Here is a 26,702-nt window from a genome sequence, read left to right as displayed (position 1 = left end):
TCAATTAAACAGCAAAAAAAACAAACCAAATATTACACTAAATTCTCAACACATTATAGTGTAATAAACACACAAAACAAAGAGAAGCCCTTTCGTTAAAGGGCTTCTCTTTATATTTTAAGACACAAACTAAATGAAATAATACTTTAATTTAAATACTAAATCATACATACATTAAATATATTATGGCTCTTTTTTCTCTATATGATAAACCGGATAAGATACTTTTTTCTTCTCAGCTATTATTCCATAATTATCTTCTAAATCTGACTGCATTAGCTGAAAAAATTTATAATGAAAATCCCAATCATGTAAAGACAAACTAATTTCATTATCTTCTGGAACAATAATCGGCATATCTAAAACATAAGCTAACTGATACGCCACATCTCTTAAAGAGACATTATCTGCCTGAATTTGAGAATCACCAACTAAATACTTAGCATTATTAATTCCCCAATCTATTTGTTTTGTATCCCAAAATTTAGAGGCATCTGTAGTAAAACTAATACCCTCACCTTCATTATATTTTCTAACCACGCCCAAATTCATTTCTGTAATAAGCTTTACAGCTAAATTTTCGGATTGATTTAAAGGCTTTTTAAAATAAACTTCATAATTAGAATCTAATGATTCATCTAAAACGATTTGATTTTTATAAATTTTAGCTAAATAACCAACAATTTGCCTAAGTGAACCTGACAGTTTTAAATAGTTTTGGGTATCAGCTACTTGCAATTCTTCAGCCTTGTCATTTAAAGCCTTTATTTCTAGATTTTCTTTTGGTGAATAATCTACAACAATATCTTCTTGAATAGATTGTATATTAAAAATATCATCTAGAGACGATTTTGAGGAATTTTGCCTCAAATATTTAGCTACAATCTCTTTTTTTAAATCAGGTGCACCTCCTCTCCAAAGCACTATTCCTTGGCTATTAAAAAGTACACCATCTGGCAATACAGCAACGTTGTAATCTTTAAAGGTTTCTTTATTATAATCTATGGCAATTGCTAAATCTGTAGGCTTCTTTTGTAAAAATCGTTCTACAGTTAATGGATTCTCTGAAGTAAGAGAAACAATGTATAAATCCTCTTGAAATTGTTTTTGCAAAACACCTAAATGCTCCTTAGCTGTAATACATGGCCCACACCAGGTAGCCCAAAAGTCTACAAAATAAAGTTTATTATTACTTGTTGATGCAATTTTAGACTCCTGAAGAAACTCTGAAACCTTTATTCGGTTTTGAGCTACCACACCAACACTTACAAATAATAACAACAAACAAAGTAATCTACGCTTAAATAACCCCATTGATAATGATAATTTTATTAACTATAATCAAATATGATGCTAAAGTAATAATTTGTAAATTAAATTTCCTTTTCACAAAAGAACTATTAACATTTATTTGGCTGATAATAATATCAATAAGGCTAGTGTTTTATTATATATTTGTGGAAAAATTATAAATTATGAAACATATAATTGCCGCATTTCTATGCTTAACTCTTTTAACCTCTTGTGACGAATTACAAGAAGTAGTGAACCAAATACCAAATTCTAGTAGCGTACTTAGCAATACAGATATCGCTTCTGGATTAAGACAAGCCTTAGATCTTGGTATTGACAAACAAGTAACTAAACTTACAGCTACAGACGGCTTTTTTAAAAACGAATTAGTTAAAATAGCTTTACCAGCAGAATTACAAAAAGTCGATGATGCTTTACGTAAAATTGGTTTAAGCAGTTTAGCTGACGAAGGTTTAAAAGTTTTAAATAGGGCAGCTGAAGACGCTGTAAAAGAAGCTACACCTATTTTTGTAAATGCTGTTAGCGAAATCACCTTCGATGATGCTAAAAACATTTTATTAGGTGAAGATAATGCAGCAACATCTTATTTAACTACAAAAACAGAAACAGACCTTTACAACAAATTTAAACCTGTTATTGAAGATTCTTTTAGTAAAGTTGGTGCTGACCAAATTTGGACAAACCTAATTACAAAATACAACAACATTCCACTTACAAACAACGTAAATCCTGATTTAACAGATTACGTTACTACAGAAGCTTTAAAAGGTGTTTACACTATGATTGCTGTAGAAGAAAAAGAAATTAGAACTTCTGTTTCTTCTAGAAGTACAGATTTACTAAAGAAAGTATTTGCATTACAAGATTAAAGAATAATTCCTTGATGTATAAATATTTACCTCTATGCATCAAGGATTGATATAATACAATATTTTAATCATCTCCTAATGTTTGGTTAACATACAACTCATAGAATATAATGACCTTTGCATTGCAAAAGATTGAGTTAGTAATTAATCTTTAATTAGAAGTTAAGATTATTATAGTTAGTTTAAAGTCGGTATTAGTGAGGTATCGACTTTTTCTTATACCTAATTTAAAGTTTTCTGAAGTAGACATAAGCATTTAATAAACGGCTTCCATACCAAGAAAATAGTTCGCCATCCACAATTTTCACAGTCTTACCAGGAAATTGACGCTGTACCTCTACCACATGCTCTTGCTTAAATGGGAAAGGTTCACTCGATAAAAATACAATATCAGCTTTGGCCAAGTTTGAATTATTTAATTCTATTTCAGGATAACGGGTTTCATTTTCAAAAGCATTTGTAAAGCCAGCTTCGTTAAGCATTACGTTTATAAAGGTATTTGAAGCCGCCACCATCCAAGGTTTCTTCCAAATAAAATAAGCGACTTTTAATTTTTCAGTTCTGTTATTATGACGTTGAAAAACATCTCGTTCTATTTCAATACTTGAAATTAAATCTATGGCTTTAGCTTCAACTTTAAAGAGCTCACCATACATTTTAATTAATTGAAAACAGTCTTCCAAATTATTAATATCACTTATATGAATAGGAGCAACAACTTCTAGGTCAGCAATAATTTCTTTTGTGTTTTCTTCTTTATTACACAAAATCAGATCTGGCTTAAGAGCTTTTATTTTTTCAAAATTTATTTGTTTTGTGCCACCTACAACAGCTTTAGAAATTCTTAGATGCGTTGGGTGAACACAGAATTTAGTTACGCCAACAATTGAAGTTTCTAAACCTAAATCTACAAGTAATTCGGTTTGAGATGGTACTAACGAAATAATTCGTCTTGGTGTTTTGTTGAGTTTAATTTCCCTATTGAGTTGATCTATGATTTTCATAAAATAAATCTAAAAAACACTCCTAAAATTTACCAAACAGAGACAACCAACGTATTTCACTTTTTAATTACGACCTAATTCTACCGCCATTTGCAGCTGTAACTCTTCTGCTTTTTTTGCTGCTGCTTCTGCAAAATCCTCGTCATTTGAAGCGTAAATAATCCCTCTTGAAGAATTAATTAGCAAACCAACATTAGTATTCATTCCATATTTACACACGTCTTGAAGGTTTCCACCTTGTGCACCAACACCAGGAACTAACAAAAAGCTATCTGGTATAATTTTTCTGATATCTCCTAAAAATTCAGCTTTTGTTGCTCCAACAACGTACATTAAATTTTCAGAGTTTTCCCAAGATTTAGACGTTTCTAAAACCTGCTTATACAATTCCACACCATCTACCATTTTGGTCTGAAAATCAAAAGCACCTTGATTAGATGTTAAAGCTAAAAGAATAGTGTGTTTATCTTTAAATGCCAAAAACGGTTCTACCGAATCTTTTCCCATATATGGTGCAATTGTAACACTATCAAAACCTAAATCTTCAAAAAACGCTTTAGCATACATGGTACTTGTATTGCCAATATCGCCGCGTTTAGCATCTGCAATAGTGTAGATATCTTGATGATTTTCATTGAGATAATTAATTGTTTTTTCTAAGGATTGCCATCCTTTAATTCCATAAGCTTCATAGAATGCTGTATTTGGTTTATAAGCCACACAAAGATGATGTGTTGCATCTATAATCGCTTTATTAAAAGCAAAAATTGGATCTTCTTCTTTTAGTAAATGTTTTGGAATTTTATTTAAATCAACATCTAAACCTATGCATAGGAAAGATTTCTTTTTTTTGATTTGAGTAATTAGTTGGGTTGTTGTCATACTATAAAAAAAGCCTCTAAGAAGAGGCTTCAATTTAAATTAAATCATCATTAGCCTTTAACAACTCTGTGTTTTCCGCTAACATTAATTCGTCTATTATTTTTTGAATATCACCATTAATGATATTAGATAAATCATATAATGTTAAACCAATTCTATGATCGGTTACACGTCCTTGAGGATAGTTATACGTTCTAATTTTAGCTGATCTATCACCAGAACTTACCATACTTTTACGTTTTTCTGCATCTGCAGCTTGTTGCTTTGCTAATTCTAAATCGTATAAACGCGAACGTAAAACCTTAAGTGCTTTTTCTAAGTTTTTATGAGACGATTTTTGATCTTGGCAACTTACAATCATTCCGGTTGGCTCGTGATGCAACTTAATGGCTGAATAGGTTGTGTTTACAGACTGACCTCCAGGACCTGTTGAAGTTGTTCGTTCAATACGCACCTCTGTCATGTCTAATTCGTAATCAAACTCTTCTGCCTCTGGTAACACCATTACCGTTGCTGCACTGGTATGTACACGTCCTTGTGTTTCTGTTTGTGGTACGCGTTGTACTCGGTGAACACCTGCTTCAAACTTTAAAGTTCCGTACACATCTTCACCAGAAACTTCAAAAATTATTTCTTTAAATCCTCCAGATGTTCCATCACTCTGACTTACCACATCTACTCTCCAACCTTTATCGCTGCAGTACTTAGAGTACATTCTGTATAAATCACCAGCAAAGATACTAGCTTCGTCACCACCTGTACCTGCACGTACCTCTACAACGACATTTTTAGCATCATCTGGATCTTTAGGAATTAGCATAAAACGAATTTCTTCTTCAAGCTTCTCAATCGTTTCTTTTGCTTCTTCTAATTGCATTTTAGCCATATCTACCATTTCGGCATCAGAACCATCTGCAATAATCTCTTCAGCTTCTGTAACGTTATCAGTTGCTTCTTTATAAATTTCGCCTTTATCTACAATTAATTTGAGGTCCTTATATTCTTTCATCAGCTTGGTATAACGTTGCTGATCAGATATAATATCTGGTTGAATAATAAGGTCATTCACCTCATCAAAACGTTGTTTTATAATTTGTAATTTCTCTAACATCTCTCTTCAAAAATTGGATTTCAAAAATACGTTTTTTTATGGATTCTCTCGCTTGGAATTAAAGGACATTTTTAAACATTATAAAAATAAATCACATATAGTTCACGTTAAATACTTATTATGAATCGTTTTCTAGCTATACTTTCATTTTACAAACCGTTTGTAGTTTGGTCTTTTATTGCAACCACGATATGTGCATTTTTTAGCACGCATTTAATACCTGCAATAGTCACCAAACTATTTCTTACGGTTTTTGCATGGTATTACATGAACGAAACAAACAATAAACGTAAACTAACTTTTTACCAGAATTTGGGTATTTCTACCTTTAAGCTATTTTCTGTTGTATTTATTGTAGATTGTTTTTTAACGGTTATTTTTTTAACCTTATTTAGTGAATTCACCTAATAACATAAACCTAATGCATATAGCACATAAATACAAATGATATTTGAACTAGATAATGTAGAACTATACTTTAAAAACAAGCGTGTTCTAAATGGCATTTACCTAAAAGCTGAAACAGGTAAAGTTACAAGCATTTTGGGTAGAAATGGTTGCGGAAAAAGTAGTTTAATGAACATTGCATTTGGGTACTTAAAACCAAAATTCAAACTGGTAAGATTAAATAATAAACCGCTTTTAAAACCACTGTATTTAACTGGTTCGGCTAAGTATCTACCTCAATATAATTTTATTCCGAATGGTATGAAATTGTCTTTCATCTTTAAACTCTACAAATTAAGCTGGAATAATTTTATTGAAAATTTCAATAACTTCTCAATCTATAAAAATTCTAAAATTAAAGCACTATCTGGTGGTGAACGACGAATTCTTGAAACCTACATTACTCTAAAGGCAAAAAGTGATATTGTTTTTTTAGACGAACCGTTTTCTCACCTATCTCCTTTACATATTGAAGTTGTAAAAGAAATCATTGATATCGAGAAAAAACAAAAGGCTATTATTATTTCTGATCACATGTATGAGCATATCATCGAGTCTTCGGATGATATTTACCTGCTAAAAAATGGAACGACTAAAAAAATTGAAAAACTTACAGAACTTGAAGATTACAAGTACTTAAGTGAAGGCTGTTTAATTACATCTTAAGGTTTTGCAGAAGGCTTAATAAAATTATCTAAATCTACTACCACACCAACACCTAAAATTTGTTTCCATTGTAATTTTGGACCCACCACCACAACTTCTTCATTGGTGGTTTCATTAGTTTCTACCTCAACTTTAATATCATTATCGTAGCGTAAATGCGAGCCAAGCGTTGCTTTTACGTACTTATTCACTTTCATATCCATATTAACTTCCCACTCTAAATCTATATTACCAAAGCTATTTATATAATCTGTATACAATCTTAAAAGACTGTTTAATTTTATATTTTCTAAAACTTCTTGCTCGTATTGGTTAGTTAATAAAATGCCTAATTCTTGTTTTACTTTTTTACCTTCTCTAAGTATATTACCATCTAAATCATAGATTGCTGGATCTACACCAAACGACCCTTTATTTGCCAAATCTTCATCTAAAACAAAGGTGGTTTTTAATGTAAATGGAGACGCATAGAAAGATAAGCGTTCAATAAATCTGCCATATTCCATACCTAACCCAAAAAACATGTAGCCAGGAGCTAAAAATCTTGATATAGGTTCATCTCTATCTGGATAATTAAATCCATTTGCTAGTTGGGTATTGAAACTAAATTTTGCCGAATAAAACCAATTGCTTTTTGGGTCTTTTTCTAAACCTACATTTGATATTACTTCAATAACATCGTCCGTTTTTCTAATGTTTTGATTGTCTTGCTTATTTAAACCGTAACGAACATTAAAATTAGAATTCCAATACCATTTTTCTTGTTTATATTTTGCTTCAGCCTTACCTGTAATAATACCAGAAATAGAATTTGTTCCTCCAGAATTCCAATTGGTAAAAGACACCTGGTTAAAATTTAAACCAATTTCTTTTTTTGTTCGCCATCCTAATTGAACATCTTTATTTTCTTTAACTTCTTTCTTTTTAAAAAACAAAGAATCTGGCTGAGCAAATAGCACACCTGAGTTTAAAATAAATACACTAAAAATTAACCACGTGTAGTTTTTCATGCTATACCATTTTAATATACAAACGTTCCGTATTCACTATTTATAGTTAATTTTTTATCTACTGAAGCTTCTACTCTACCTATCATTTTAGCGTCAACATTGAAAGATTTAGAGATTTCAATTATCTCATCGGCAACTTCTGGTTTAACATATAACTCCATTCGGTGACCACAGTTAAATACTTGATACATTTCTTTCCAATCTGTTTTAGATTGTTCTTGAATGAGTTTAAATAACGGCGGAACCGAAAACATATTATCTTTTACAATATGAAGGTTATCTATAAAATGGAGAATTTTGGTTTGTGCGCCTCCACTACAGTGCACCATTCCATGCACAGAATCACTATTAAATTTATTTAAAATAGCTTTAATAATTGGCGCATAAGTTCTAGTTGGTGACAAAACTAATTTACCAGCATCTATAGGCGAATTCTCTACAGTATCTGTTAGTTTTGTTTGACCAGAGTACACTAAATCTTCTGGCACAGCAGCATCAAAACTTTCTGGATATTTATCAGCTAAATACTTTGAAAACACATCGTGTCTTGCAGATGTTAAGCCATTACTTCCCATACCACCATTGTACTGGGTTTCATAAGATGCTTGCCCAAATGATTCTAAACCAATAATAACATCTCCTTCCGTAATATTGGCATTATCTATTACATTGCTTCGTTTAATACGTGCTGTAACCGTAGAATCTACAATTATTGTCCTTACTAAATCTCCAACATCTGCAGTTTCTCCTCCTGTAGAATAAATGGTAACACCAAAAGATTTTAAATCTTCTATTAACTCCTCTGTACCATTTATAATTGCAGAAATAACCTCTCCAGGAATTAGATTTTTATTTCTTCCTATAGTTGAGGACAGCATAATGTTATCGGTTGCACCAACGCAAAGTAAGTCATCAATGTTCATAATTAAGGCATCTTGTGCAATACCTTTCCAAACAGAAATATCTCCTGTTTCTTTCCAATACATATACGCTAAAGATGATTTTGTACCTGCACCATCTGCGTGCATTATTAAACAATAATCATCATCATTTGTAAGATAATCTGGTACTATCTTACAAAACGCTTTAGGGAATAATCCTTTATCAATATTTTTAATTGCATTGTGCACATCTTCTTTTGAAGCAGAAACACCTCTTTGCGCATATCTTTTACTAACCGAATTACTCATAAAACTATGTTTTTGTTTGGTGCTACAAAAGTAAGAATTGCGTTTAATTATAAGGAATGATTTGGTTGGAATTAAATATAGTTTTCATTTTTCTACTGTACTTTTATTTTTTCTTCTCCGCCAAAATAAAAATTGAAGCCTAAACCATGTCTAATGAATACATCATCTCAACCAGCATCAATAAAACCATCTTTATCATCACAAAACGTAAATTTGCCAACAATAGTTTGTGTTCTTTTATGTATAAAATATTGAGGTAAAACTAAGTTAAAACTACTAACGAGTATTAGTACACTAAAACATTCTTATTTTCATAACCCAAACTTGTTAGGGAAAAACGTTTTTGTTATTGTAGTGATTTGTGAGGTATTAGAATAAAAAAAAGGATCAACTCGTTAATCCGAATTCATCCTCTATAATTTTGGTAACACTTACCAAAAGCACTAATCTTAACTAATTTAAGATTCTGCTTGAAGTGCAGATTGTATGCTCGCTACATTTTCTTCAGTAACTGTATTTAAGTCATCTGATTTATCTTGCGAAAGAACTAATGTTGCGCCAACAAGAATTGCTACACTAAGTAGTAATTTTTTCATGTTTACAAATATTGATTAATAGCACTACAAAAATACACAATAACCGCAATGATAAAATGACTATTTTCAATTATTTACAGCAGACACACCACCTTTTCGACAACTAGTTTGAAGTCTCCGATGAACGACACAAATCTACCATTGGTATACGTATAATTACTTATTCATAGAAAATAAAACTGCGAAAAATAAGCCCTTAAATTGGAGATTTAACCTCTATTTTGTAAATAAAAGCTCTCTATATTTTGTTAAAGGCCACAACTCATCATCAATCATTATTTCTAATTTATCGCAATGAGACCTTATATGTTCATACAAAGGTTTTACTTTTTTACAATACCCTTGAGCCTTCTTCTCTAAGTTAGATTGCTTATTAATTTTTTTACGAGTTTCAATCATTTCTGTAACTAACGAGTTGATTGCTTCAATATGCTGAGAGATTTGTTCAATTAAAGATAACTGCTCTTTAGCAAACTCTCTAAAACGATCACCATATATAGTTTTAAGACCTGTTACATTCTTTATAAGTATATTTTGATACTTAACCGCTGTAGGCACAACATGATTTCTAGCAATATCTCCACTCACTCTACTTTCAATCTGTATATGAAGTATGTAATCTTCCATTTCAATCTCGTAACGCGCCTCAGACTCTACCTTATTTAATACACCTAAACTTTCAAATAAAGCAATAGTAGCATCTGACTTTTTAACTTTTAAAGCTTCAGGTGTTGTTTTATTATTACTTAAACCACGCTTTTTTGCTTCTTTTTCCCACTCATCACTATAGCCGTTACCTTCAAATAAAATATCTTTTGAAGTTTTAATGTACTCCCTTAATATATTAAAAATAGCATCATCTTTTTTCATGCCTTTTTCATCAATTAGCACGTCTACCTCTTCTTTAAATTCTATCAATTGTTTAGCTACAATGGCATTTAAAATAGTCATAGGATTTGCACAATTAGCAGTAGAACCTACTGCTCTAAATTCAAACTTATTACCAGTAAAAGCAAATGCAGAAGTTCTATTTCTATCCGTATTATCTCTTAATATTTCTGGTATTTTACCAACCACATTCAATTTTAAATCTGTTTTTTCTTTAGGTGATAATTTCCCCTGAGTCACAGATTCTAACTCGCTTAAAACTTTTGTTAATTGCTCTCCTATAAACACTGATATAATTGCTGGAGGCGCTTCATTTGCTCCCAAACGATGGTCATTACTAGCGGAAGCGATTGCTGCTCTTAATAATTCTTCATGGGTTTGTACCGCTTTTATAGTATTAATAAAAAAGGTTAAAAATTGAAGATTACTCATAGGTGTTTTACCAGGAGACAGTAAATTTACACCTGTATTGGTACTTAAACTCCAATTATTATGTTTACCAGAGCCATTAACACCTGCAAAAGGTTTTTCGTGTAATAAAACTGTAAAGTTATGGCGTTTTGCAATTTTTTGCATTATATCCATTAGCAATGAATTATGATCCACGGCTAAATTAGCCTCCTCATAAATTGGTGCCAATTCGAATTGATTAGGAGCAACCTCATTATGTCTTGTTTTTACAGGAATACCTAGTAACATACATTCGTGTTCTAAATCTCTCATATAAGCCATAGCGCGTGCTGGAATTGTACCGAAATAATGATCATCTAACTGTTGACCTTTAGCTGGCGAATGTCCAAAAAGCGTTCTACCAGTCAATAAAATATCTGGCCTAGAGGCTGCCAAAGCTTGATCTATTAAAAAGTACTCTTGTTCCCAACCTAAAGAGGCGGTTACTTTCTTTACATTTTTATCAAAATACTTACAAATAGCAACTGAAGCATTATCTACAACCTGCAACGCTCTTAGAAGTGGTGTCTTAAAATCTAAAGCCTCACCAGTGTAGGATACAAAAACCGTTGGTATGCATAGTGTACCATCAAAAATAAATGCTGGAGAGGTAGGATCCCAAGCCGTATATCCTCTGGCTTCAAATGTATTTCTAATACCTCCATTTGGAAAACTAGAAGCATCAGGTTCTTGCTGCACTAGTTGATCACCACCAAATTTTTCAATAGCTATTCCATCTCCAATAGTTTCAAAAAAAGCATCGTGTTTTTCCGCAGTTGCACCAGTTAGAGGCTGAAACCAATGCGTATAATGTGTAGCGCCTTTTGATATTGCCCATTCCTTCATTCCTGTAGAAATATGACCTGCTACATTACGATCTATTTTAGTGCCTTTCTCAATAGCTTCTGTTACACTCTGCAAACCCGTTTCAGTTAAATATTGGCGCATGGCCACTGCATTAAAAACGTTTGAACCAAAAATTTCAGAACGTTTATTAGATTCCTGAATTTTTTGAGGTTGACGTTTTAAAGATGATTTTACAGCATGAAATCTAAGTGTTGACATATTGCTAATTTTTAAGGTCAAAAATACGAAATATTTAAAATTTACATGAAGACCCTTTTAAAATTAGGGTTCTTAATAATAATTAATTACTTTTCGAATTAATTACCCTATTTTTTTTGACCAAAAGAATTAAATAGGAATATTTGTAATAATTATTTTAGATAAACAAACATTTTATTATGGCAAAAATTAAGTTAGAGTACATTTGGTTAGATGGATATTTTCCTACTCAAAATTTGAGAAGTAAAACTAAAGTAGAAGAGCACGAAAATTTTAAAGGAACATTAGAAGAATTAGAAAATTGGTCTTTTGATGGATCTTCAACAAAACAAGCTGAAGGTGGATCTTCAGATTGTCTATTAGTACCTGTAGCAATTTACCCTGATCCAGAGAGAAAAAACGGTTATTTAGTAATGACAGAAGTTATGAATGCTGATGGTACACCTCATGTGTCTAACGGTAGAGCTACTATTGATGATGAAGATGATGATTTCTGGTTTGGTTTTGAGCAAGAATATTTCATTATGGACACTAAAACACAATTACCATTAGGTTTCCCAATTGGTGGTTACCCTGCTCCACAAGGTATGTATTATTGTTCTGTTGGTGGTAAAAATACACATGGTAGAGGGTTAGTAGAAGAACACGCTGATTTATGTATTGCAGCAGGATTGAATTTTGAAGGTATCAACCAAGAAGTTGCTTGTGGACAATGGGAATTCCAGTTGTTTGCAAAAGGTGCTAAAAAAGCTGGTGATGAGATATGGATTGCTAGATACATTCTTCAAAGATTAACGGAAAAATATGGTTACTATATTGAATACCACCCAAAACCGTTAGGAAAAGATATGGATTGGAATGGATCTGGAATGCATGCTAACTTCTCTAACAATACACTAAGAACTTGTGGAAGTAAAGAAGTTTACGAAAAAATTTGTGAAGCATTTAGACCTGTTGTAGATGAGCATATTGCTGTTTACGGTGAGTTTAACGACCAACGTTTAACTGGAGAGCACGAAACTGCTGCTATTACTGATTTCTCTTATGGTGTTTCTGACAGAGGTGCATCTATACGTATTCCTTTAATTACTGTTGAAAAGGGTTATAAAGGATGGTTAGAAGATAGAAGACCTGCATCTAATGGTGATCCATACAAAATTGCTGCTAGAATTATTAAAACTGTAAAAAGTGCAGATATTTCTTAATTAAATTTCCTTTAATATTATTTAAAAAAGGCTTGTAGAAAACTACAAGCCTTTTTGTTTTATATATTAGGACGTTCTTACTTGAGCGCTGAATAAATAAAGAATAAATAAGCTCCAAAAAGTATTAAACCTTTAATTCGTCCTATTTCAAAACGTTTTGGAATTATTATAAATGGAATTAATATGGCAGCAAACACAATCATCCACCAAATGTTAGTTGATAGTATTTCTGGTGTTTCAACATTTACAACAATTGGTTTTATAATAGCTGTTAAACCCAATACAGAGGCTATATTAAAAATATTAGACCCTATTAAATTACCTAAAGACAAAGCCTTTTCTTTTTTCAATGCTGCTATAACGGAAGCTGCTAATTCTGGCACACTAGTACCAATTGCAATAACCGAAACTGAGATTGCATAATCACTAATACCTATAGACTTTGCTAATTGTTTTGCACCTTCTACCAACCAATCTGAACCAAAATACAAACCTGAAGCTCCAATTAACAACCAAGCTATAATCTTAAAATTAGAAACTATAGCGAGAGAATCATCCACCTCATCCATATTAGCCTTGGTAGATTTACGAGAACTTTTAATTAATACAATTAAAAACACAACTAGAGCTACAAACAAAATAGCACCTTCTAACGCTGTAAGCACTAAATCATTCTTTAAAAAATAATAGAGTACAAAAGACAAAAACATCATCATTGGCCAATTCAACTTATAGAATTCTTTGTCTACAGCCATAGGCGAAATAATTGCAGTTATCCCTAAAACCAAACCAATATTAGCAATATTTGACCCTATAACATTACCTAAGGCGATATCTGAAACACCATCTAAAGCCGCTTGCAAGCTCACTAACAACTCTGGTGCAGAGGTTGCAAAAGACACAACCGTCATACCTATTACCAATTTTGATAGTTTAAGTTTAAAACTTAAACCTACTGACGCTCTTACTAAGAAATCTCCTCCTACAACCAACAATGCTAAACCAGCAATAACTAGAAATACACTCATTATCTTTTCTCCGTATTAATACCTTAATTTATTAAAGCTGCGAAGATAACATTTACTTTTTATAGATATCTAAAACTATTTTAATTTACTAAAAAACTATTACGCCATTATATTTCATAAAACAAAAAACCAAACTATTTTGTTATAGTTTGGCCTTTTATATTTTAATATACACTTAATTAATTCACTATAATTTTTTTTATTGTCGTGACATCTCCTGAGGTAATCTTTAAAAGATAAATTCCTGATGCAATATCTAAATCTATATAGTCTCCAACAGCATAAAATTGTTTTAAAAGCTTTCCTTCAATTGAATAAACATCAACTTGAGTTTCCGCATTTAATTGAGAAAGAAATAGCCTTCCGTTTGTAGGGTTGGGATAAATCTCTAATTCTCCAACTTCATTTTCAATAGTACTTAATGATTGCGACCAAACATCACCTACATTAGTTCCCCAAATATATTCTACCATCAGTGGTTGGTCTATAAATGGGTTTCTGTTTTTCTGCCAATTGTACACAATGTTATTTCTATTCATTTCAAAATCATCTGGTGGATCATTTCTATGCCAATCTAACAATGTTGCTAAATCTCCCATTTGACCAGTAACCGATGGATACCCATTAACAACAGATAAACCATTATACCTAATTTCCATATATAAAACACTACGAGCAACATCACCTTTAAAACTACCTAATGTTCCTGTAGGCCCATTATACTGACCATAATGCTGATTGTTTCTTGTACTATTCTCAGCTGCGTCTGCAGCCCTAAGAGCGTGAGCATCTGAATTTCCATGACGCAGAGAATCTGCCTCTGTTGTCCAATACACATCTATTCCATCGGCAACTTCATCTTCTTCTATATCATAAAAGCCTCCTAAAGATCTAGGAAAGGTATGCTCTCTATTCCATTTATTAGTATTATCTGAACCAGTTTGCACATCTAACTTTGCCCTTCCTTGCTCTGTATACAGCAACCAAACCTGATTGCTATTTGCCGGATTTTGATCCGCCTCATTTAATATAGTTAATATATCAGCGTAAGTTTGAGCTCTCACTATTGATGGGTCTGCAATAATATCTTGCAAAGCTTGTCTAAGAGCTACGTCTGCTAGACCTTCTGTACTATCATAATAACCATCTGGTTGGGTACTTTGCACAATTCCTGTTGTAGGGTTTACTGGTGTTCCAAAAGGTGCCACTGTAAAATCATTATCTACAATTCTCACTTCTACATAATTATTGTAAGCTATAATAGGCTCAACTAAATCAATAAATTTAATTAGTGCAACTTCATCACCTTCGTCATATGTATCATCTACCAAAGAAATTGTCGTAGTTACTGAATTTTGACCAACTGGAATTGTTAAATCAGTATTCCCTGTAAAATCAGACGTGTTAAAACCATAATTATCTAAACTTATATTAAAGTTTAAATCTGTAGTTGGAGGTGATTCTATTGTAAACGTAATATCAAACATTTCGTCCTCTCCATATTGAGTTTGTGCCACAAAAATAGAAATTGGATTAACCGAAACACCAGAACCATCATTCTCTCTTCTTGGTGTTGGTGTAGCCGCTGCAAACGTTACATTATTCATATCATCAACATAACGTTGAATAGATTTTGGATTAGCATTAGTACCATTATCATTGTACTGTTCTGTTTGCCCTAACAAGGCCATTAAGACTGTATCGTCAGCGTCATTAGTATCATAAACCAATGCATCTATTAAATTTGTTTGTGTTGCTAAAGTTCCTTCAGGAAAATCATTAACACTAGCTTGATAAATACCAACAGCATCAGCCCCATTTTGTATTACATTCTGTGAAATTAATAATTGAGGAAAAGGCGCAACACCATCACTACCAACAACTAATAACCCATTTATATCAGTTGTATACCCATTAAGATCTATTACCATATAACTTCTATCATCTCCACTACTAGAACCATTAAAAAAAACTAAAATATAACCGTCTGTTGAAAAATTAGGTGTTTGAGATTTTAGTTCTAAAAACTCTGCCGTATCTGTGCTTGGAGAATCTGGGTCTATTTCATTAATTAATAAAACTTGAGTCCAACCAAAAGCTGACACCAATAATAAAACGATAAATGTAATTTTTTTCATTTCTATTTTTTTTACAAAGGTAAGCGAATAATACATCTGATTGTTACCAATAAATTAAATACTAAATAGAACTCAAATAAAACATGAATTTTATCATAAAAATAAATTCTCTTAAAGATGAAAACTATAAAAATTAGTATGTTAATCACAAATTCCCTCTACGTTTTTAAAAACACTACAAAAAAAGCCCTATAAAAGTAATAATTTAAAACTATAATTTAATTTTTAATTAAATTATATTACCTCTATAAAGACAAGTCACATTTTATTAAAACAGTAATCGTTTTTTTAGTTACAAATTAGAATTCAAATTCGTGTATTTTAAGTAAAACATTTGGAAGACAATACTTTGAGTTTATATATTGAAAACTCAATCAAGAAAACGAAGTATTTTATTAACCATTAAAACCAACTAACTATGATGACTTTAGTAAAACTGATTATTGAAATAATAATTTCAATATTCTAAATTAAACCAACCAATTACCAATCAAAAAGAACGTAGAACTTAGTTCTAGAATAAGTTTTACTATTTTTGTCATTAATTGACCCACTGCAAAAGTCTTAATCACACTTTAGCTACAACAAAAAAACATGAAGACCTTTCTTTTTAAGCTCATAGCAAAAGCCAACAAAGCTATTCTTCCTAGTTATTCTAAAAAACAATTAGACCTCAGCAAGGCCAGCAAACTACAACTAGCCATAATCGGCTGGCGCGTATATGTTACAAAAAATGCTTTAGATTAAAGTAAATACTCTTGTTATTTAAAAGCAAAAAGTAAATTCTAAACAGAAGATTCTTACCATTTGTTTTTAATACACAATGGCTCTTTCTTATAACAAAGTTTCAAAACTTAACTATTTATCAAAAAAAAAAGTCCATTTCAATTAAGAAATGAACTTTAAATTTTTGTGACCTCGACAGGATTCAAACCTGTAACCTCTTGAGCCGTAATCAAGTGCGCTATTCAGTTGCGCCACGAGGCCATTTTTAGTGGGTGCAAATATAATACATTTATTAAAATACCACCAAACTATTTATTTCAAATTTTTAAATTAGTATTTTTGAGGTATGATTTCTAAAGATTTATTACAACCATTCAACTACCTATTCGATTCAGAATTAATCGATAAAATTGCTAACGTTGCCTTTTTAAAAACATTTAAAAAGTCTGATATCATAATAGATATAGGGCAAGACTTAAATTACATTCCTCTTTTAATTTCTGGTAATATTAAAGTTTTAAGAGAAGATGATAATGGAGACGAACTTCTACTCTATGTTTTAGAATCTGGTGATACTTGTGCCATGTCATTAACTTGCTGCATGGTAAAATCCGTAAGTAAAATACGTGCTATAGCAGACGAAGAGGTCACCGTAATTATGATACCAATAGAAAACATGAAACTATGGTTTAACACCAATGAAACATGGAGAAACTTTATACTTCAAAGTTATCAGGTTAGATTTGATGAAATGCTTGAAACCATAGATACCCTTGCATTTATGAAAATGGACGAGCGTTTATTTAAGTACCTTACTGACCATGTTAAACTTTCTGCTTCAACTAATTTAGAAATTACACATCAAGAAATTGCAGAAGACCTGCACACTTCTCGCGTAGTTATTTCGAGACTTTTAAAACAATTAGAGCGCGAAAACAAAATAGAACTCGGCAGAAATAAAATCTCTGTTTTAGACTTTTAGTCACTTTTGTCACATAACGTTTTTATAAACTAACTTAATTTTACAACCTATTATTAAATGGAATATATTTTAGAACCATGGCCTTGGTATGTAACAGGTCCATTGCTAGCAATAATTATGTTTACTCTACTTTATTTTGGAAGAACTTTTGGCATGTCATCTAACTTAAGAACCTTATGCGCAATTAGTGGCGCAGGTAAGCGTGTAGAGTTTTTTAAATTTGATTGGAAAAGCCAACGCTGGAATCTCGTTGTTGTATTAGGTGCAATTTTAGGTGGATTTATTGCTCACTATCTATTGTCTAATCCTACAACACATATTAATCTTAGTGAAACCACCATAAAAGATTTAAATGCATACGGATTTAATAATGTTGGGCAAAGTTTAGTACCACCAGAATTATTTAGTTGGGATGCCGTGTTTAGTTTAAAAGGCATCTTAATTCTTATAGTTGGTGGGTTTTTAGTAGGGTTTGGAACACGCTATGCAGGAGGTTGTACATCTGGCCATGCAATAACTGGCTTAAGTAGCTTACAACTACCATCATTAATTGCCGTAATCGGCTTTTTTGCTGGAGGTTTAATTATGATTCATCTTATTTATCCAATACTATTTTAATTATGGGAAAGTATTTAAAATTTTTAACGGTTGGAATTGTGTTTGGTATTGTTTTGGTAAAATCTGAAGCCGTGTCTTGGTATCGAATTTTTGAGATGTTTAAGTTTCAGTCCTTCCATATGTATGGTATTATAGGTTCTGCAGTTGTCACAGGTATAATTTTACTATTAGTTTCTAATAAAATGAAAATAAAAAATACTGAAGGCACCTTTCTCAGAGTTCCTTTAAAAGAGCGAGGATTTATACGCTACATTTTAGGAGGCCTCATTTTTGGCTTAGGTTGGGCGTTGTGTGGTGCATGTCCAGGACCAATGTATATTTTAATTGGTACTGGTGCATTCTCTATTTTAATTGTAATTGCTGCTGCACTACTTGGTACTTACATATATGGCTTAACAAAAAACAAACTACCACATTAATATGGAACTCGTTGAAATTATAGGCTATATTGGAGCGTTAATAGTAGGTCTTGTCCTTGGCTTAATTGGAGGAGGAGGTTCCATTTTAACAGTCCCTATTTTGGTTTATTTTTTAAACTTTAGCCCTATAGTTGCCACTAGTTATTCGCTTTTTGTGGTTGGTAGTACTGCGCTTATTGGAACCTTTAGAAATATTAGAAAAAAAACTATCGATTTTAAAACGGCTATCATTTTTGCAATTCCATCCATTCTTACTGTTTTTATGATGAGAAGTTTGGTAATACCTAATCTACCAGATATTTTATTTTCCATAGGAGATTTTAATTTAACCAACTCTCTTTTTATAATGTTAGTCTTTGCGCTTATCATGTTGCTAGCTGGTTGGTCTATGATAAAATCTAAAGATATTACCGCAGATAACGAAATAAAAGAATACAACAACAGTCATTATTTAGCTATCGGAACTCAAGCCATTGGTATTGGTGCATTGGCAGGTTTAGTTGGTGCAGGTGGTGGATTTTTAATTGTACCTGCCTTGGTCCTTTTAGTAAAACTACCTATTAAAAAGGCCATTAGCACATCGTTATTTATAATTGCAATTCAATCCTTAATAGGTTTTTTAGGGGATTTAAATACCATTGATATTGATTGGAATTTCTTAATTAAATTTACTATTATTTCAATAATTGGTATATTAATTGGATTAGCATTAACTAAAAAGATAAGTGCTAAAGGCCTAAAAAAAGGCTTTGGCTATTTTACTTTAATCATGGCAATTTACATTACTTTGAAAGAGCTATTTTAATAGACTTTGTGACAAATATTACAATTCTGAAAATGAACTTTTGTAAATTTGCATTATAACGAATACTATTTATGAAAATTGAACAATTATATACTGGCTGTTTAGCACAAGGTGCTTATTACATTGAATCTGATGGTGAAGTTGCTATAATAGACCCATTACGAGAAGTTAAGCAGTATATTGATAAAGCTGAAGCTAATAATTCAAAGATTAAATATATTCTAGAAACACATTTCCATGCCGATTTTGTTTCTGGTCACGTAGATTTAGCAAAAGCAACTGGTGCAACAATTGTATATGGACCAGGTGCTAGCACAGAATATGATATTCATACTGCTTCAGATGGCGAAGAGCTTAAACTAGGCAAAGTTACCCTTAAAGTTTTACACACTCCAGGACATACTTTAGAGTCTGCAACATATTTATTAATAGATGAAAACGGCAAAAATCACGCTATTTTTTCTGGTGACACCCTATTTTTAGGTGATGTTGGCCGTCCAGATTTAGCCATTAAATCTGATTTAACAAAAGAAGACTTAGCTGGTATGTTATACGATTCGCTTCGCAATAAAATTATGACTCTAGAGGATGATGTTATTGTTTATCCAGCTCATGGTGCTGGTTCTGCGTGTGGTAAAAATTTAAGCAAAGAAACGGTTGGTGTTTTAGGTGAACAGAAAAAAACAAATTATGCTTTACGTGCAGATATGACAAAAGCAGAATTTGTTGACGAAGTTTTAGATGGCATTGCGCCTCCTCCGCAGTATTTTGCTAAAAATGCAATGATGAATAAAATGGGTTACGATACATTTGAAACTGTTTTAAAAACAGGAAATGTAGCACTTAATCCAGAAGAGTTTGAAGCTATGGCTAACCATGAATCTGCATTAGTTTTAGATGTTAGAACTCAAGCCGACTTCTTAAAAGCGCATATTCCTAATTCTATATTTATTGGATTAAACGGTGGTTTTGCGCCTTGGGTTGGTGCTTTAATTAAAGACATTAAACAACCTATTGTATTAGTGGTGCCTGAAGGTAAATCTGAAGAAGCTGTTACAAGGTTATCGCGTGTGGGTTACGATAATACCTTAGGTTATCTTGAAGGTGGTTTAGAAGCTTGGCAAAATGCAGGAAAAGATATTGAAACGTTACCATCGATTACAGCCGAAGAATTTGCTAAAAAAGCTAAAGAAAGTAAACTTAATATTCTAGATGTTAGAAAAGATGGGGAGTATTTATCATCTCATATAGAAGATGCGCAACACTTGTCTTTAGATTTTATTAATGAAAAAATGAACGAAGTGGATAAAGACAAAACATACTACGTGCATTGTGCTGGTGGATATCGTTCCGTTATTGCAGAATCTATATTAAAAGCAAGAGGTTACAATAATTTAATAGATGTTGAAGGCGGATTTGGTGCAATTAAAAATACAGATTTACCTGTAACTGATTTTGTTTGCCCTACAACATTGTAAATGAAATAATGATTAGACCTGACCTAGCAGGTTTTAAAAACCTAGCAGGTCTTGTATTCAATCATTAATAAGGAAAAACAGACTCAAGAAGTCTATAAAAATTAATAAACATGAAAAATTCATTTAACATACAAAACTTAAAATGTGGTGGTTGTGCCAACACAATCGTAACACAGTTGTCTAAACTAGATGGTATTTCTGAAGTAATCGTTAATAACGAAACTGATGAAGTAAGTTTTAATACTGTTTCTGAAACTGAAATTGAATCTGTAAAACAGAAGTTATCAGATTTAGGGTATCCTATTGTTGGCGATGCTAACTCATTACCCAAAAAAGCAAAGTCTTTTGTGAGTTGTGCTGTTGGTAGAATGACTAAATAAGCTCACACTAAATAAAACTAAGCGTACTTAAATAAAAAATCCCACTAAGCGTGGGATTTTTATTAAACTATTTCTGCACTAAGGCCAGCTTGTAAAAGCTTAGAGCATCTTGGCTCTAAATCTTCGTAAGGACCCGTTTTTACTGTGCATTTACCTTTGTAATGTACTAATAACGCACATTGTTCGGCTTGTTCTGGCATATGGTCACATGCATATATTAAAGTATCAATAACGTGATCAAAGGTATTAACCTCATCATTAAATAACACAATTTCATTTTCTTTAACTACTTCTTCTTGTAAAAGCAGCTCTTCTGAGTATTTTTCTTTTGTCATCTTAAATCTCTTTTTAAGCACTATTTCTGTACTAAGTGTGACAGACTCGATTTATAAATCTCTACTAATTTATAAATTTTAACGATACCCAACGTCCTTTTTGTATAGTTTCATTCAATTTTAACATGTGTTTTTCACATTCTGCAGTTATAATTGGAATATCCTCCTCATAAAATCCACTTAAATATAGCGTTCCGTTTGTATTTAAACATTTTGCATAACTTGAGATATCAGCCAAAAGAATGTTTCTATTAATATTAGCAATGATGCTATCGTAAGATTTACCTTTTAATAACTTTACATCGCCTTCGTAAACAGAAATGTTATTACAATCATTACGTTCTACGTTTTCTAAACTATTGAGATAACACCAATTATCTATATCAATAGCGTCTAATTTAGTTGCTCCAACTTTCTCTGCTAAAATGGCTAAAACACCAGTACCACAACCCATATCTAAAACCGATTTACCTACAAAATCGTTTTTTAATATATGTTGAATCATCATATATGTGGTTTCATGATGACCTGTACCAAAACTCATTTTTGGTTCTATAATTAAATCGTATTTAGTGTCTGGTTTTTCATGAAAAGGTGCACGTACAGATACTACATCATCAACAATGATTGGGTTAAAGTTTTTCTCCCATTCTTCATTCCAGTTGGTTTGCTCAATTTCGTTGAATTCTGATGTAATTTCAAATTCATCTGAACTTAAAATATAGATATCATCTAAGATGTTTTCATTCCATTCATCTTTTTGAATGTATGCCGTAACGCCTTCTTCAGTTTCTACAAAACTTTCAAAACCTGCGTAACCAAGTTCTGCAATGAGGATTTCAGTAGCTGGCTGTAATGGTTTTACTTTAAAATTGTAACCTATGTAAATTGTATTAGACATCATGTTAATTTAAAGTGCAAAGTTACATCAATAATACTATCCTTATCCATTTTGCAATTGGATAATTTTCATATTGATTTAATATTTATACATCAAATGGACCAACGCTCAACAGCGATTTTAAATCAGTTCTTTCTCAATGGCAATTTTCACTATACCGACACTATTTTTTGCACCAAGTTTGCTCATAATGTTCATGCGATGGGTTTCAACAGTTTTAGGACTAATAAATAGCTTTTCTGAAATTTGTTGTGTGGTTAGTTCTTCAGAAATTGCAATAAGAACATCGTGCTCTCTTCTGGTAAGTTTTATATTAAGACCATTATCAAACGGCATGGTTTTGGTATGATTCAGCAATCGAGCATTTATACTTTTTTGAATATATAATTCACCAGATAATACCGTTTTTAGTGCAGTTACCAACTCTAACTTATCAGCATTTTTCAATAAATAGCCATGAATACCATTTTTAAACATGCGTTTTACATAAGTTATATCATCAAAATTAGTTAATGCTATTATTTTTAAATCCTTATGGCTTTTTAGTAATTGTTTACTTAAATCTATCCCGTTGATATCTGGTAAATTAATATCTAACAGCAAGACATCTGGTTGATTGTTCTTTAACCCTTCAATAGTTTCTTTGGCATTGGTATAGGTTGCAGTAACTTTAATTTCTGCAGTTGTATTTAACATGGTTTCTATACCACGAAGTACCATTTCATGATCATCTGTTATAGCAATATTAGTTGTCATTCAAATTATTTAAATCTATATCAATAGTATATGAAGTGCCCTGAGCATTAGAAATTACATCTAAATTAGCATTGAGGTAATCTACTCTAGACTGTATATTACTCAGCCCAATACCTTGCGAATCTACCTTATCTTTATCAAAACCTTTACCGTCATCTTCTACTGTAATTTGAACAAGATTGTTTCTATGGCTTATTTGCACATTAATCTCGCTTGCCTCTGCATGTTTTAGAGCATTAGTAATTAGTTCTTGAATAATTCTGAAGGCATTAACCTCTGCTTTTTTGGTTAAACCAACATCGTCGCCAAGATGTTGAAAGGTTATTTGCTCTTTACTTACGGCATCTAAGTTAGCACAATAATTTTCTGTTGCTTCAATAAGATTAAAATTCTCTAAAGATGGTGGTACTAAATTATGCGAAATAGCTCTCACTTGCTCACAAGAGCTGTCAATCATGGCTATGGCTTCATTAATAACGTTATTATTCATCTCTAATAGCGTTGAAAGTTTGTGCTTAATGGCAGATAAATCTCCATTGACACCATCATGCAATTCCTTAGCAATACGTAAACGCTCTTTCTCTTCTCCTTCGATTAAGGATTCTAAAGATTTAATTTGATATTCTCTTTTAAGGGTTATTAACTCTTGATTTTTTCGTTTTTGTTTTTGTCTAAAGACAATCCATGACGCTATGGCAATTAACAATAATAATACAACCAAACCTGAAACATAGAAAAAGCGTCTATCCTTTTTTTGAATTTCAATGTCTTGCTCTTGCAAGGTTATTTGTTGCTGCAGAATAGATTTGTCTTTTTTCTCGGTTTCAAATTGAATTTGAAGCGCATTAATATTCTTTAGGTTGTTTTCATTGAAAATACTATCCTTATATATAGTGTAAGCCTTGTAATGTTCTAGTGCTTTTTTAGGTTGATTAGTAGCACTATAAATTCTGTAGGCTTGTTGATGTGCAGCCTGATACTCTTTAACCGAAGGTATATCATTTTCAAAAACCTCTTGGATTAGTGCTTCACTTTTTTGATAATTCCCCAAATTGAGGTACACCACACTTAACTGTGTTAATGTTTCAGCGATATCGGCTTCGTAATTATGCTTTCTTTGAATTTTTAAGGCATTATTTAAATATTGTAGAGCTTGATTATACTTCTCTTTTTCAATATAAATATGCCCTATGTTATTACCTACTTTAGCAGTGCCCCAATTGTTTCCTATTTCCTTATCTAATGCTAACGTTTTCTTGTAATACTCTAAAGCTTTATCTGATTTCCCTTGTTCGGCATAAGCTGCGCCAATGCTATTATAAACATTGGCCAAGTTACCTTTATCGTTCATTTTTTGATGCAAAGCAACCGCTTGTTCATAATTTTTAATAGCCTTATCGTAGTTCTTTAAATTTTTATAAACAATACCAATACTATTGAGAGTAAAACCTATGCTGGCAGAATCTTTAATAGCTTCGTAAAGCCTTAAAGTTTTATGATACTCTTTTAAACTAGATTCGTAATCGGTTTGCAAACTATAAATTACACCTTTTTGATAAGCACTATTGGCTATCTTAAATGTGTCTCGCTTTTTTTTGGCGTAATCTATATAAGAATCAATATAGCGATGAGCTTCTGTAAAATTTCCTGTAACACGATTGTAGACTGCATATTTATAATTTGAAATCGCTATACCATCTAAATCTTTAAGCTTAGAATAAACAACCATTGAGGTATCTAGATGTGCCTTAGCCGTGGACACATCAGAATTAAGATACATCCAAGCCAATCTAGAATGTGCAAGTGCTACTTTAGAACTATCTTTAGACGCTTGAGTAACATTAAGCAGACTATCCATGAGTATTTGGCGTTGCTGACTACAAATAGTTATGGTAAAAACCAGAAATAGAGAAGTGAATAACGATTTCAAATTAACTGAATTACGTTTTGAAATTAGGTATTTTATTTTTCATACAAAAATTAAGTTCTTTTAATTATCTGTACCTCCAGAAAGTTCTGAATATTCGCAAGTCACATTTCTAGTAACCGTAGAACTATTACCTAAACTATCTTCAAACTTAAATTCTAAAGTATAATTACCTGGATGAATTGTACTGAAAGATGTATAAATATCTGTAATAGAAATTCCGTTTTGTGTTGAAGAGGTTTCTTCGTAGTATTTAACTTGTTCTCCAGAATCATTATATACTGTAACAGAGCCCATGTCTATTTGAGAGTCGTCCGTAGCATCTGCTGTTATAACGATATAATCTGGTGAATCTATACCTCCATCTGTATAAAATACAGCATTTGCTGAAGGTGTATTGATAGTAATTACTGGTCCAGAAGAATCTGCATCTTCACCTTCTACTAATTCATCTTTCTTACAATTAAAACATATTAATGAACAACATAAAGCTATAGTTAGGCCTAAAAAGAATTTTGATATTTTCATAATTGATTTTGATTTAGTTTTTTTTAAAGTTTGATTAGTTTTTTTGAGATGCTTCCCGTTTGGGTGGTTAAGTACAAAAGATATGTGCCCGAATTAAGCGCACTTAAATCTACTTTAGAGTTTAGCGGTAATTTATCTAGTACAACCCTTCCGTGAGTATCTATAATTTTAAAATCTTCGATGTCTTGATTGTTCGTTTCTAAATACAGTATATCTTTAACTGGATTTGGATAGCATTTGAATTGATTTGCAAACTCATCTTCAACTGACAAAGACGTTAACATCTCTGAAATTGAGTACAAACTCCACACTCCATTAGTATTCAATACTCTTAAATACAAATAATGATCTCCCTCTGGTAAATTTGATGGTACTTGTACCGCAAAATCTTGATCAAGATTTTCAACATCTCCAAAATCAACTGAAGTCCCATTACCTAAACCTGGATCTATATCAAAAAAATACTCTGCTGCTGTTATCAGTGCTATATTATTTTGATAAACATATAAGAGTTTTTTCTTATAAAGACTCCACATCCCATCTGCATTTTGAGTCCTCACATACATGTTATGAAAACCATTTGATAAATTATCAGTTAAAGTTAAGTCTTGATTAATCTCAGTTCCCGAAATGCTCAAAGCCGTTCCGTTACCAAATCCAGGATCTGTATCTATAAAATATTCTGCCGCTACTATGGTTGATGTATTAACTTGAGACGGATTTATATAGAATAGGTTTTGGTCGTAAAGGCTCCAGTTTCCATCAGAATTTAGAACTCTTATATAAAGTTTATGCGTACCTTCTGAAAGTCCTGTTGTTGGTATTGTATAGCTCTCGTCTATACTTTCTCCTGTAAGTGTTAGTGACGTTGCGTTACCAACTCCTGGGTCTGTATCTATAAAATATTCTGCCTCAACAATTTGTGAATACCCAGCAGCACACAAAAAGTATAGCAATATATGAAGTAAGCTTTTCATACGATTC

27 protein-coding genes and 1 tRNA gene are annotated in these 26,702 nt (G+C 31.9%); 11 read left to right on the top strand and 17 right to left on the bottom strand.

The window, feature by feature from the left end; genetic code table 11:
- Positions 1-183: 183 nt before the first annotated feature.
- On the bottom strand, positions 184-1,314 hold the full coding sequence (locus GN138_RS06400) for a TlpA family protein disulfide reductase (RefSeq protein WP_157362965.1): 1,131 nt from the start codon (positions 1,312-1,314) through the stop codon (positions 184-186).
- Positions 1,315-1,475: 161 nt separating this feature from the next.
- On the opposite strand from GN138_RS06400, the gene GN138_RS06395 reads away from it, so the two are divergent.
- Positions 1,476-2,183 (top strand): DUF4197 domain-containing protein, encoded by a 708-nt coding sequence (locus GN138_RS06395; protein ID WP_157362964.1) that lies wholly within the window; start codon positions 1,476-1,478, stop codon positions 2,181-2,183.
- Between the two features lie 227 nt (positions 2,184-2,410).
- On the opposite strand, the gene GN138_RS06390 is transcribed toward GN138_RS06395, so the two are convergent.
- From GN138_RS06390 to prfA, 3 genes are all read right to left on the bottom strand, one after another.
- Positions 2,411-3,187: an ABC transporter substrate-binding protein gene (locus tag GN138_RS06390; RefSeq protein WP_157362963.1), complete on the bottom strand. Its 777-nt coding sequence runs from the start codon at positions 3,185-3,187 to the stop codon at positions 2,411-2,413.
- A 63-nt stretch (positions 3,188-3,250) separates the two neighbouring features.
- Positions 3,251-4,069 (bottom strand): orotidine-5'-phosphate decarboxylase, encoded by an 819-nt coding sequence (gene pyrF / locus GN138_RS06385; RefSeq protein ID WP_157362962.1) that lies wholly within the window; start codon positions 4,067-4,069, stop codon positions 3,251-3,253.
- Between the two features lie 34 nt (positions 4,070-4,103).
- Positions 4,104-5,180, bottom strand: coding sequence for a peptide chain release factor 1 (prfA, locus tag GN138_RS06380; RefSeq protein ID WP_157362961.1), 1,077 nt, complete (start codon positions 5,178-5,180; stop codon positions 4,104-4,106).
- Positions 5,181-5,300: 120 nt separating this feature from the next.
- Between prfA and GN138_RS06375 the strand changes: the two genes are divergently transcribed.
- Both GN138_RS06375 and GN138_RS06370 read left to right on the top strand, forming a co-directional pair.
- A complete protein-coding gene (locus GN138_RS06375; protein WP_157362960.1) occupies positions 5,301-5,588 on the top strand; it encodes a hypothetical protein in 288 nt (95 codons plus the stop codon).
- A gap of 36 nt (positions 5,589-5,624) precedes the next feature.
- Complete coding sequence (locus GN138_RS06370; RefSeq protein WP_157362959.1) at positions 5,625-6,293, top strand: ATP-binding cassette domain-containing protein; 669 nt, start codon at positions 5,625-5,627, stop codon at positions 6,291-6,293.
- Here GN138_RS06370 and GN138_RS06365 read toward each other — a convergent pair.
- The 4 genes from GN138_RS06365 to GN138_RS06350 all read right to left on the bottom strand — a co-directional run bounded on the left by GN138_RS06365 (position 6,290) and on the right by GN138_RS06350 (position 11,492).
- A complete protein-coding gene (locus GN138_RS06365; RefSeq protein WP_157362958.1) occupies positions 6,290-7,303 on the bottom strand; it encodes a DUF3078 domain-containing protein in 1,014 nt (337 codons plus the stop codon). The two genes, GN138_RS06370 and GN138_RS06365, sit on opposite strands and share 4 nt — an antisense overlap.
- Positions 7,304-7,314: 11 nt before the next feature.
- Positions 7,315-8,493, bottom strand: coding sequence for an AIR synthase related protein (locus GN138_RS06360; RefSeq protein WP_157362957.1), 1,179 nt, complete (start codon positions 8,491-8,493; stop codon positions 7,315-7,317).
- A 458-nt stretch (positions 8,494-8,951) separates the two neighbouring features.
- On the bottom strand, positions 8,952-9,089 hold the full coding sequence (locus GN138_RS06355) for a hypothetical protein (RefSeq protein WP_157362956.1): 138 nt from the start codon (positions 9,087-9,089) through the stop codon (positions 8,952-8,954).
- A gap of 216 nt (positions 9,090-9,305) precedes the next feature.
- Entirely contained in the window at positions 9,306-11,492 is a 2,187-nt protein-coding gene (locus GN138_RS06350) for a glutamine synthetase III family protein (RefSeq protein WP_157362955.1), read from the bottom strand.
- Between the two features lie 179 nt (positions 11,493-11,671).
- Between GN138_RS06350 and GN138_RS06345 the strand changes: the two genes are divergently transcribed.
- Positions 11,672-12,697, top strand: coding sequence for a glutamine synthetase beta-grasp domain-containing protein (locus tag GN138_RS06345; RefSeq protein WP_157362954.1), 1,026 nt, complete (start codon positions 11,672-11,674; stop codon positions 12,695-12,697).
- Between the two features lie 77 nt (positions 12,698-12,774).
- On the opposite strand, the gene GN138_RS06340 is transcribed toward GN138_RS06345, so the two are convergent.
- Together GN138_RS06340 and GN138_RS06335 are read right to left on the bottom strand one after the other, a co-directional pair.
- Entirely contained in the window at positions 12,775-13,725 is a 951-nt protein-coding gene (locus GN138_RS06340) for a calcium/sodium antiporter (protein ID WP_157362953.1), read from the bottom strand.
- Between the two features lie 179 nt (positions 13,726-13,904).
- On the bottom strand, positions 13,905-15,863 hold the full coding sequence (locus GN138_RS06335; RefSeq protein WP_157362952.1) for an endonuclease: 1,959 nt from the start codon (positions 15,861-15,863) through the stop codon (positions 13,905-13,907).
- 594 nt (positions 15,864-16,457) lie between these two features.
- On the opposite strand from GN138_RS06335, the gene GN138_RS06330 reads away from it, so the two are divergent.
- Entirely contained in the window at positions 16,458-16,610 is a 153-nt protein-coding gene (locus GN138_RS06330) for an SsrA-binding protein (RefSeq protein ID WP_157362951.1), read from the top strand.
- Positions 16,611-16,776: 166 nt separating this feature from the next.
- Here GN138_RS06330 and GN138_RS06325 read toward each other — a convergent pair.
- Positions 16,777-16,850, bottom strand: a tRNA-Arg gene (locus GN138_RS06325).
- A gap of 85 nt (positions 16,851-16,935) precedes the next feature.
- On the opposite strand from GN138_RS06325, the gene GN138_RS06320 reads away from it, so the two are divergent.
- The 6 genes from GN138_RS06320 (at position 16,936) to GN138_RS06295 (ending at position 21,271) form a co-directional block, all read left to right on the top strand.
- Positions 16,936-17,571, top strand: a complete 636-nt coding sequence (locus GN138_RS06320) for a Crp/Fnr family transcriptional regulator (RefSeq protein ID WP_157362950.1) — start codon at positions 16,936-16,938, stop codon at positions 17,569-17,571.
- Positions 17,572-17,628: 57 nt separating this feature from the next.
- Positions 17,629-18,189: a YeeE/YedE family protein gene (locus tag GN138_RS06315; protein ID WP_157362949.1), complete on the top strand. Its 561-nt coding sequence runs from the start codon at positions 17,629-17,631 to the stop codon at positions 18,187-18,189.
- 2 nt (positions 18,190-18,191) lie between these two features.
- Complete coding sequence (locus GN138_RS06310; protein ID WP_157362948.1) at positions 18,192-18,608, top strand: DUF6691 family protein; 417 nt, start codon at positions 18,192-18,194, stop codon at positions 18,606-18,608.
- Position 18,609: 1 nt separating this feature from the next.
- Positions 18,610-19,413, top strand: coding sequence for a sulfite exporter TauE/SafE family protein (locus GN138_RS06305; protein WP_157362947.1), 804 nt, complete (start codon positions 18,610-18,612; stop codon positions 19,411-19,413).
- Positions 19,414-19,484: 71 nt separating this feature from the next.
- The gene (locus GN138_RS06300) at positions 19,485-20,891 is read left to right on the top strand and encodes an MBL fold metallo-hydrolase (RefSeq protein WP_157362946.1); all 1,407 of its coding nucleotides are present in this window, start codon (positions 19,485-19,487) and stop codon (positions 20,889-20,891) included.
- 110 nt (positions 20,892-21,001) lie between these two features.
- Positions 21,002-21,271, top strand: a complete 270-nt coding sequence (locus GN138_RS06295; RefSeq protein WP_157362945.1) for a heavy-metal-associated domain-containing protein — start codon at positions 21,002-21,004, stop codon at positions 21,269-21,271.
- A gap of 62 nt (positions 21,272-21,333) precedes the next feature.
- Here the strand turns inward: GN138_RS06295 and GN138_RS06290 are convergent, their stop codons facing one another.
- From GN138_RS06290 to GN138_RS06265, 6 genes are all read right to left on the bottom strand, one after another.
- On the bottom strand, positions 21,334-21,606 hold the full coding sequence (locus tag GN138_RS06290; protein WP_157362944.1) for an ATP-dependent Clp protease adaptor ClpS: 273 nt from the start codon (positions 21,604-21,606) through the stop codon (positions 21,334-21,336).
- Between the two features lie 64 nt (positions 21,607-21,670).
- Positions 21,671-22,507 (bottom strand): 50S ribosomal protein L11 methyltransferase, encoded by an 837-nt coding sequence (gene prmA / locus GN138_RS06285; RefSeq protein ID WP_157363346.1) that lies wholly within the window; start codon positions 22,505-22,507, stop codon positions 21,671-21,673.
- Between the two features lie 120 nt (positions 22,508-22,627).
- Positions 22,628-23,263 carry a response regulator gene (locus GN138_RS06280; RefSeq protein WP_157362943.1) on the bottom strand — a complete coding sequence of 212 codons (636 nt, stop codon included), beginning with the start codon at positions 23,261-23,263 and terminating at the stop codon, positions 22,628-22,630.
- Positions 23,253-25,121 carry an ATP-binding protein gene (locus GN138_RS06275; RefSeq protein WP_157362942.1) on the bottom strand — a complete coding sequence of 623 codons (1,869 nt, stop codon included), beginning with the start codon at positions 25,119-25,121 and terminating at the stop codon, positions 23,253-23,255. Before GN138_RS06275 ends, GN138_RS06280 begins: the two co-directional genes overlap by 11 nt.
- 132 nt (positions 25,122-25,253) lie before the next feature.
- Positions 25,254-25,718 carry a hypothetical protein gene (locus GN138_RS06270; protein ID WP_157362941.1) on the bottom strand — a complete coding sequence of 155 codons (465 nt, stop codon included), beginning with the start codon at positions 25,716-25,718 and terminating at the stop codon, positions 25,254-25,256.
- Between the two features lie 23 nt (positions 25,719-25,741).
- The gene (locus tag GN138_RS06265) at positions 25,742-26,695 is read right to left on the bottom strand and encodes a T9SS type A sorting domain-containing protein (protein ID WP_157362940.1); all 954 of its coding nucleotides are present in this window, start codon (positions 26,693-26,695) and stop codon (positions 25,742-25,744) included.
- Positions 26,696-26,702: the final 7 nt, after the last annotated feature.

It is taken from the genome of Winogradskyella endarachnes (genome assembly GCF_009741275.1).
Taxonomy (GTDB): Bacteria; Bacteroidota; Bacteroidia; order Flavobacteriales; family Flavobacteriaceae; genus Winogradskyella; species Winogradskyella endarachnes.
The sequence above is the reverse complement of the archived record's forward strand: the minus strand, read 5'-3'. Positions and strand labels throughout refer to the sequence as shown.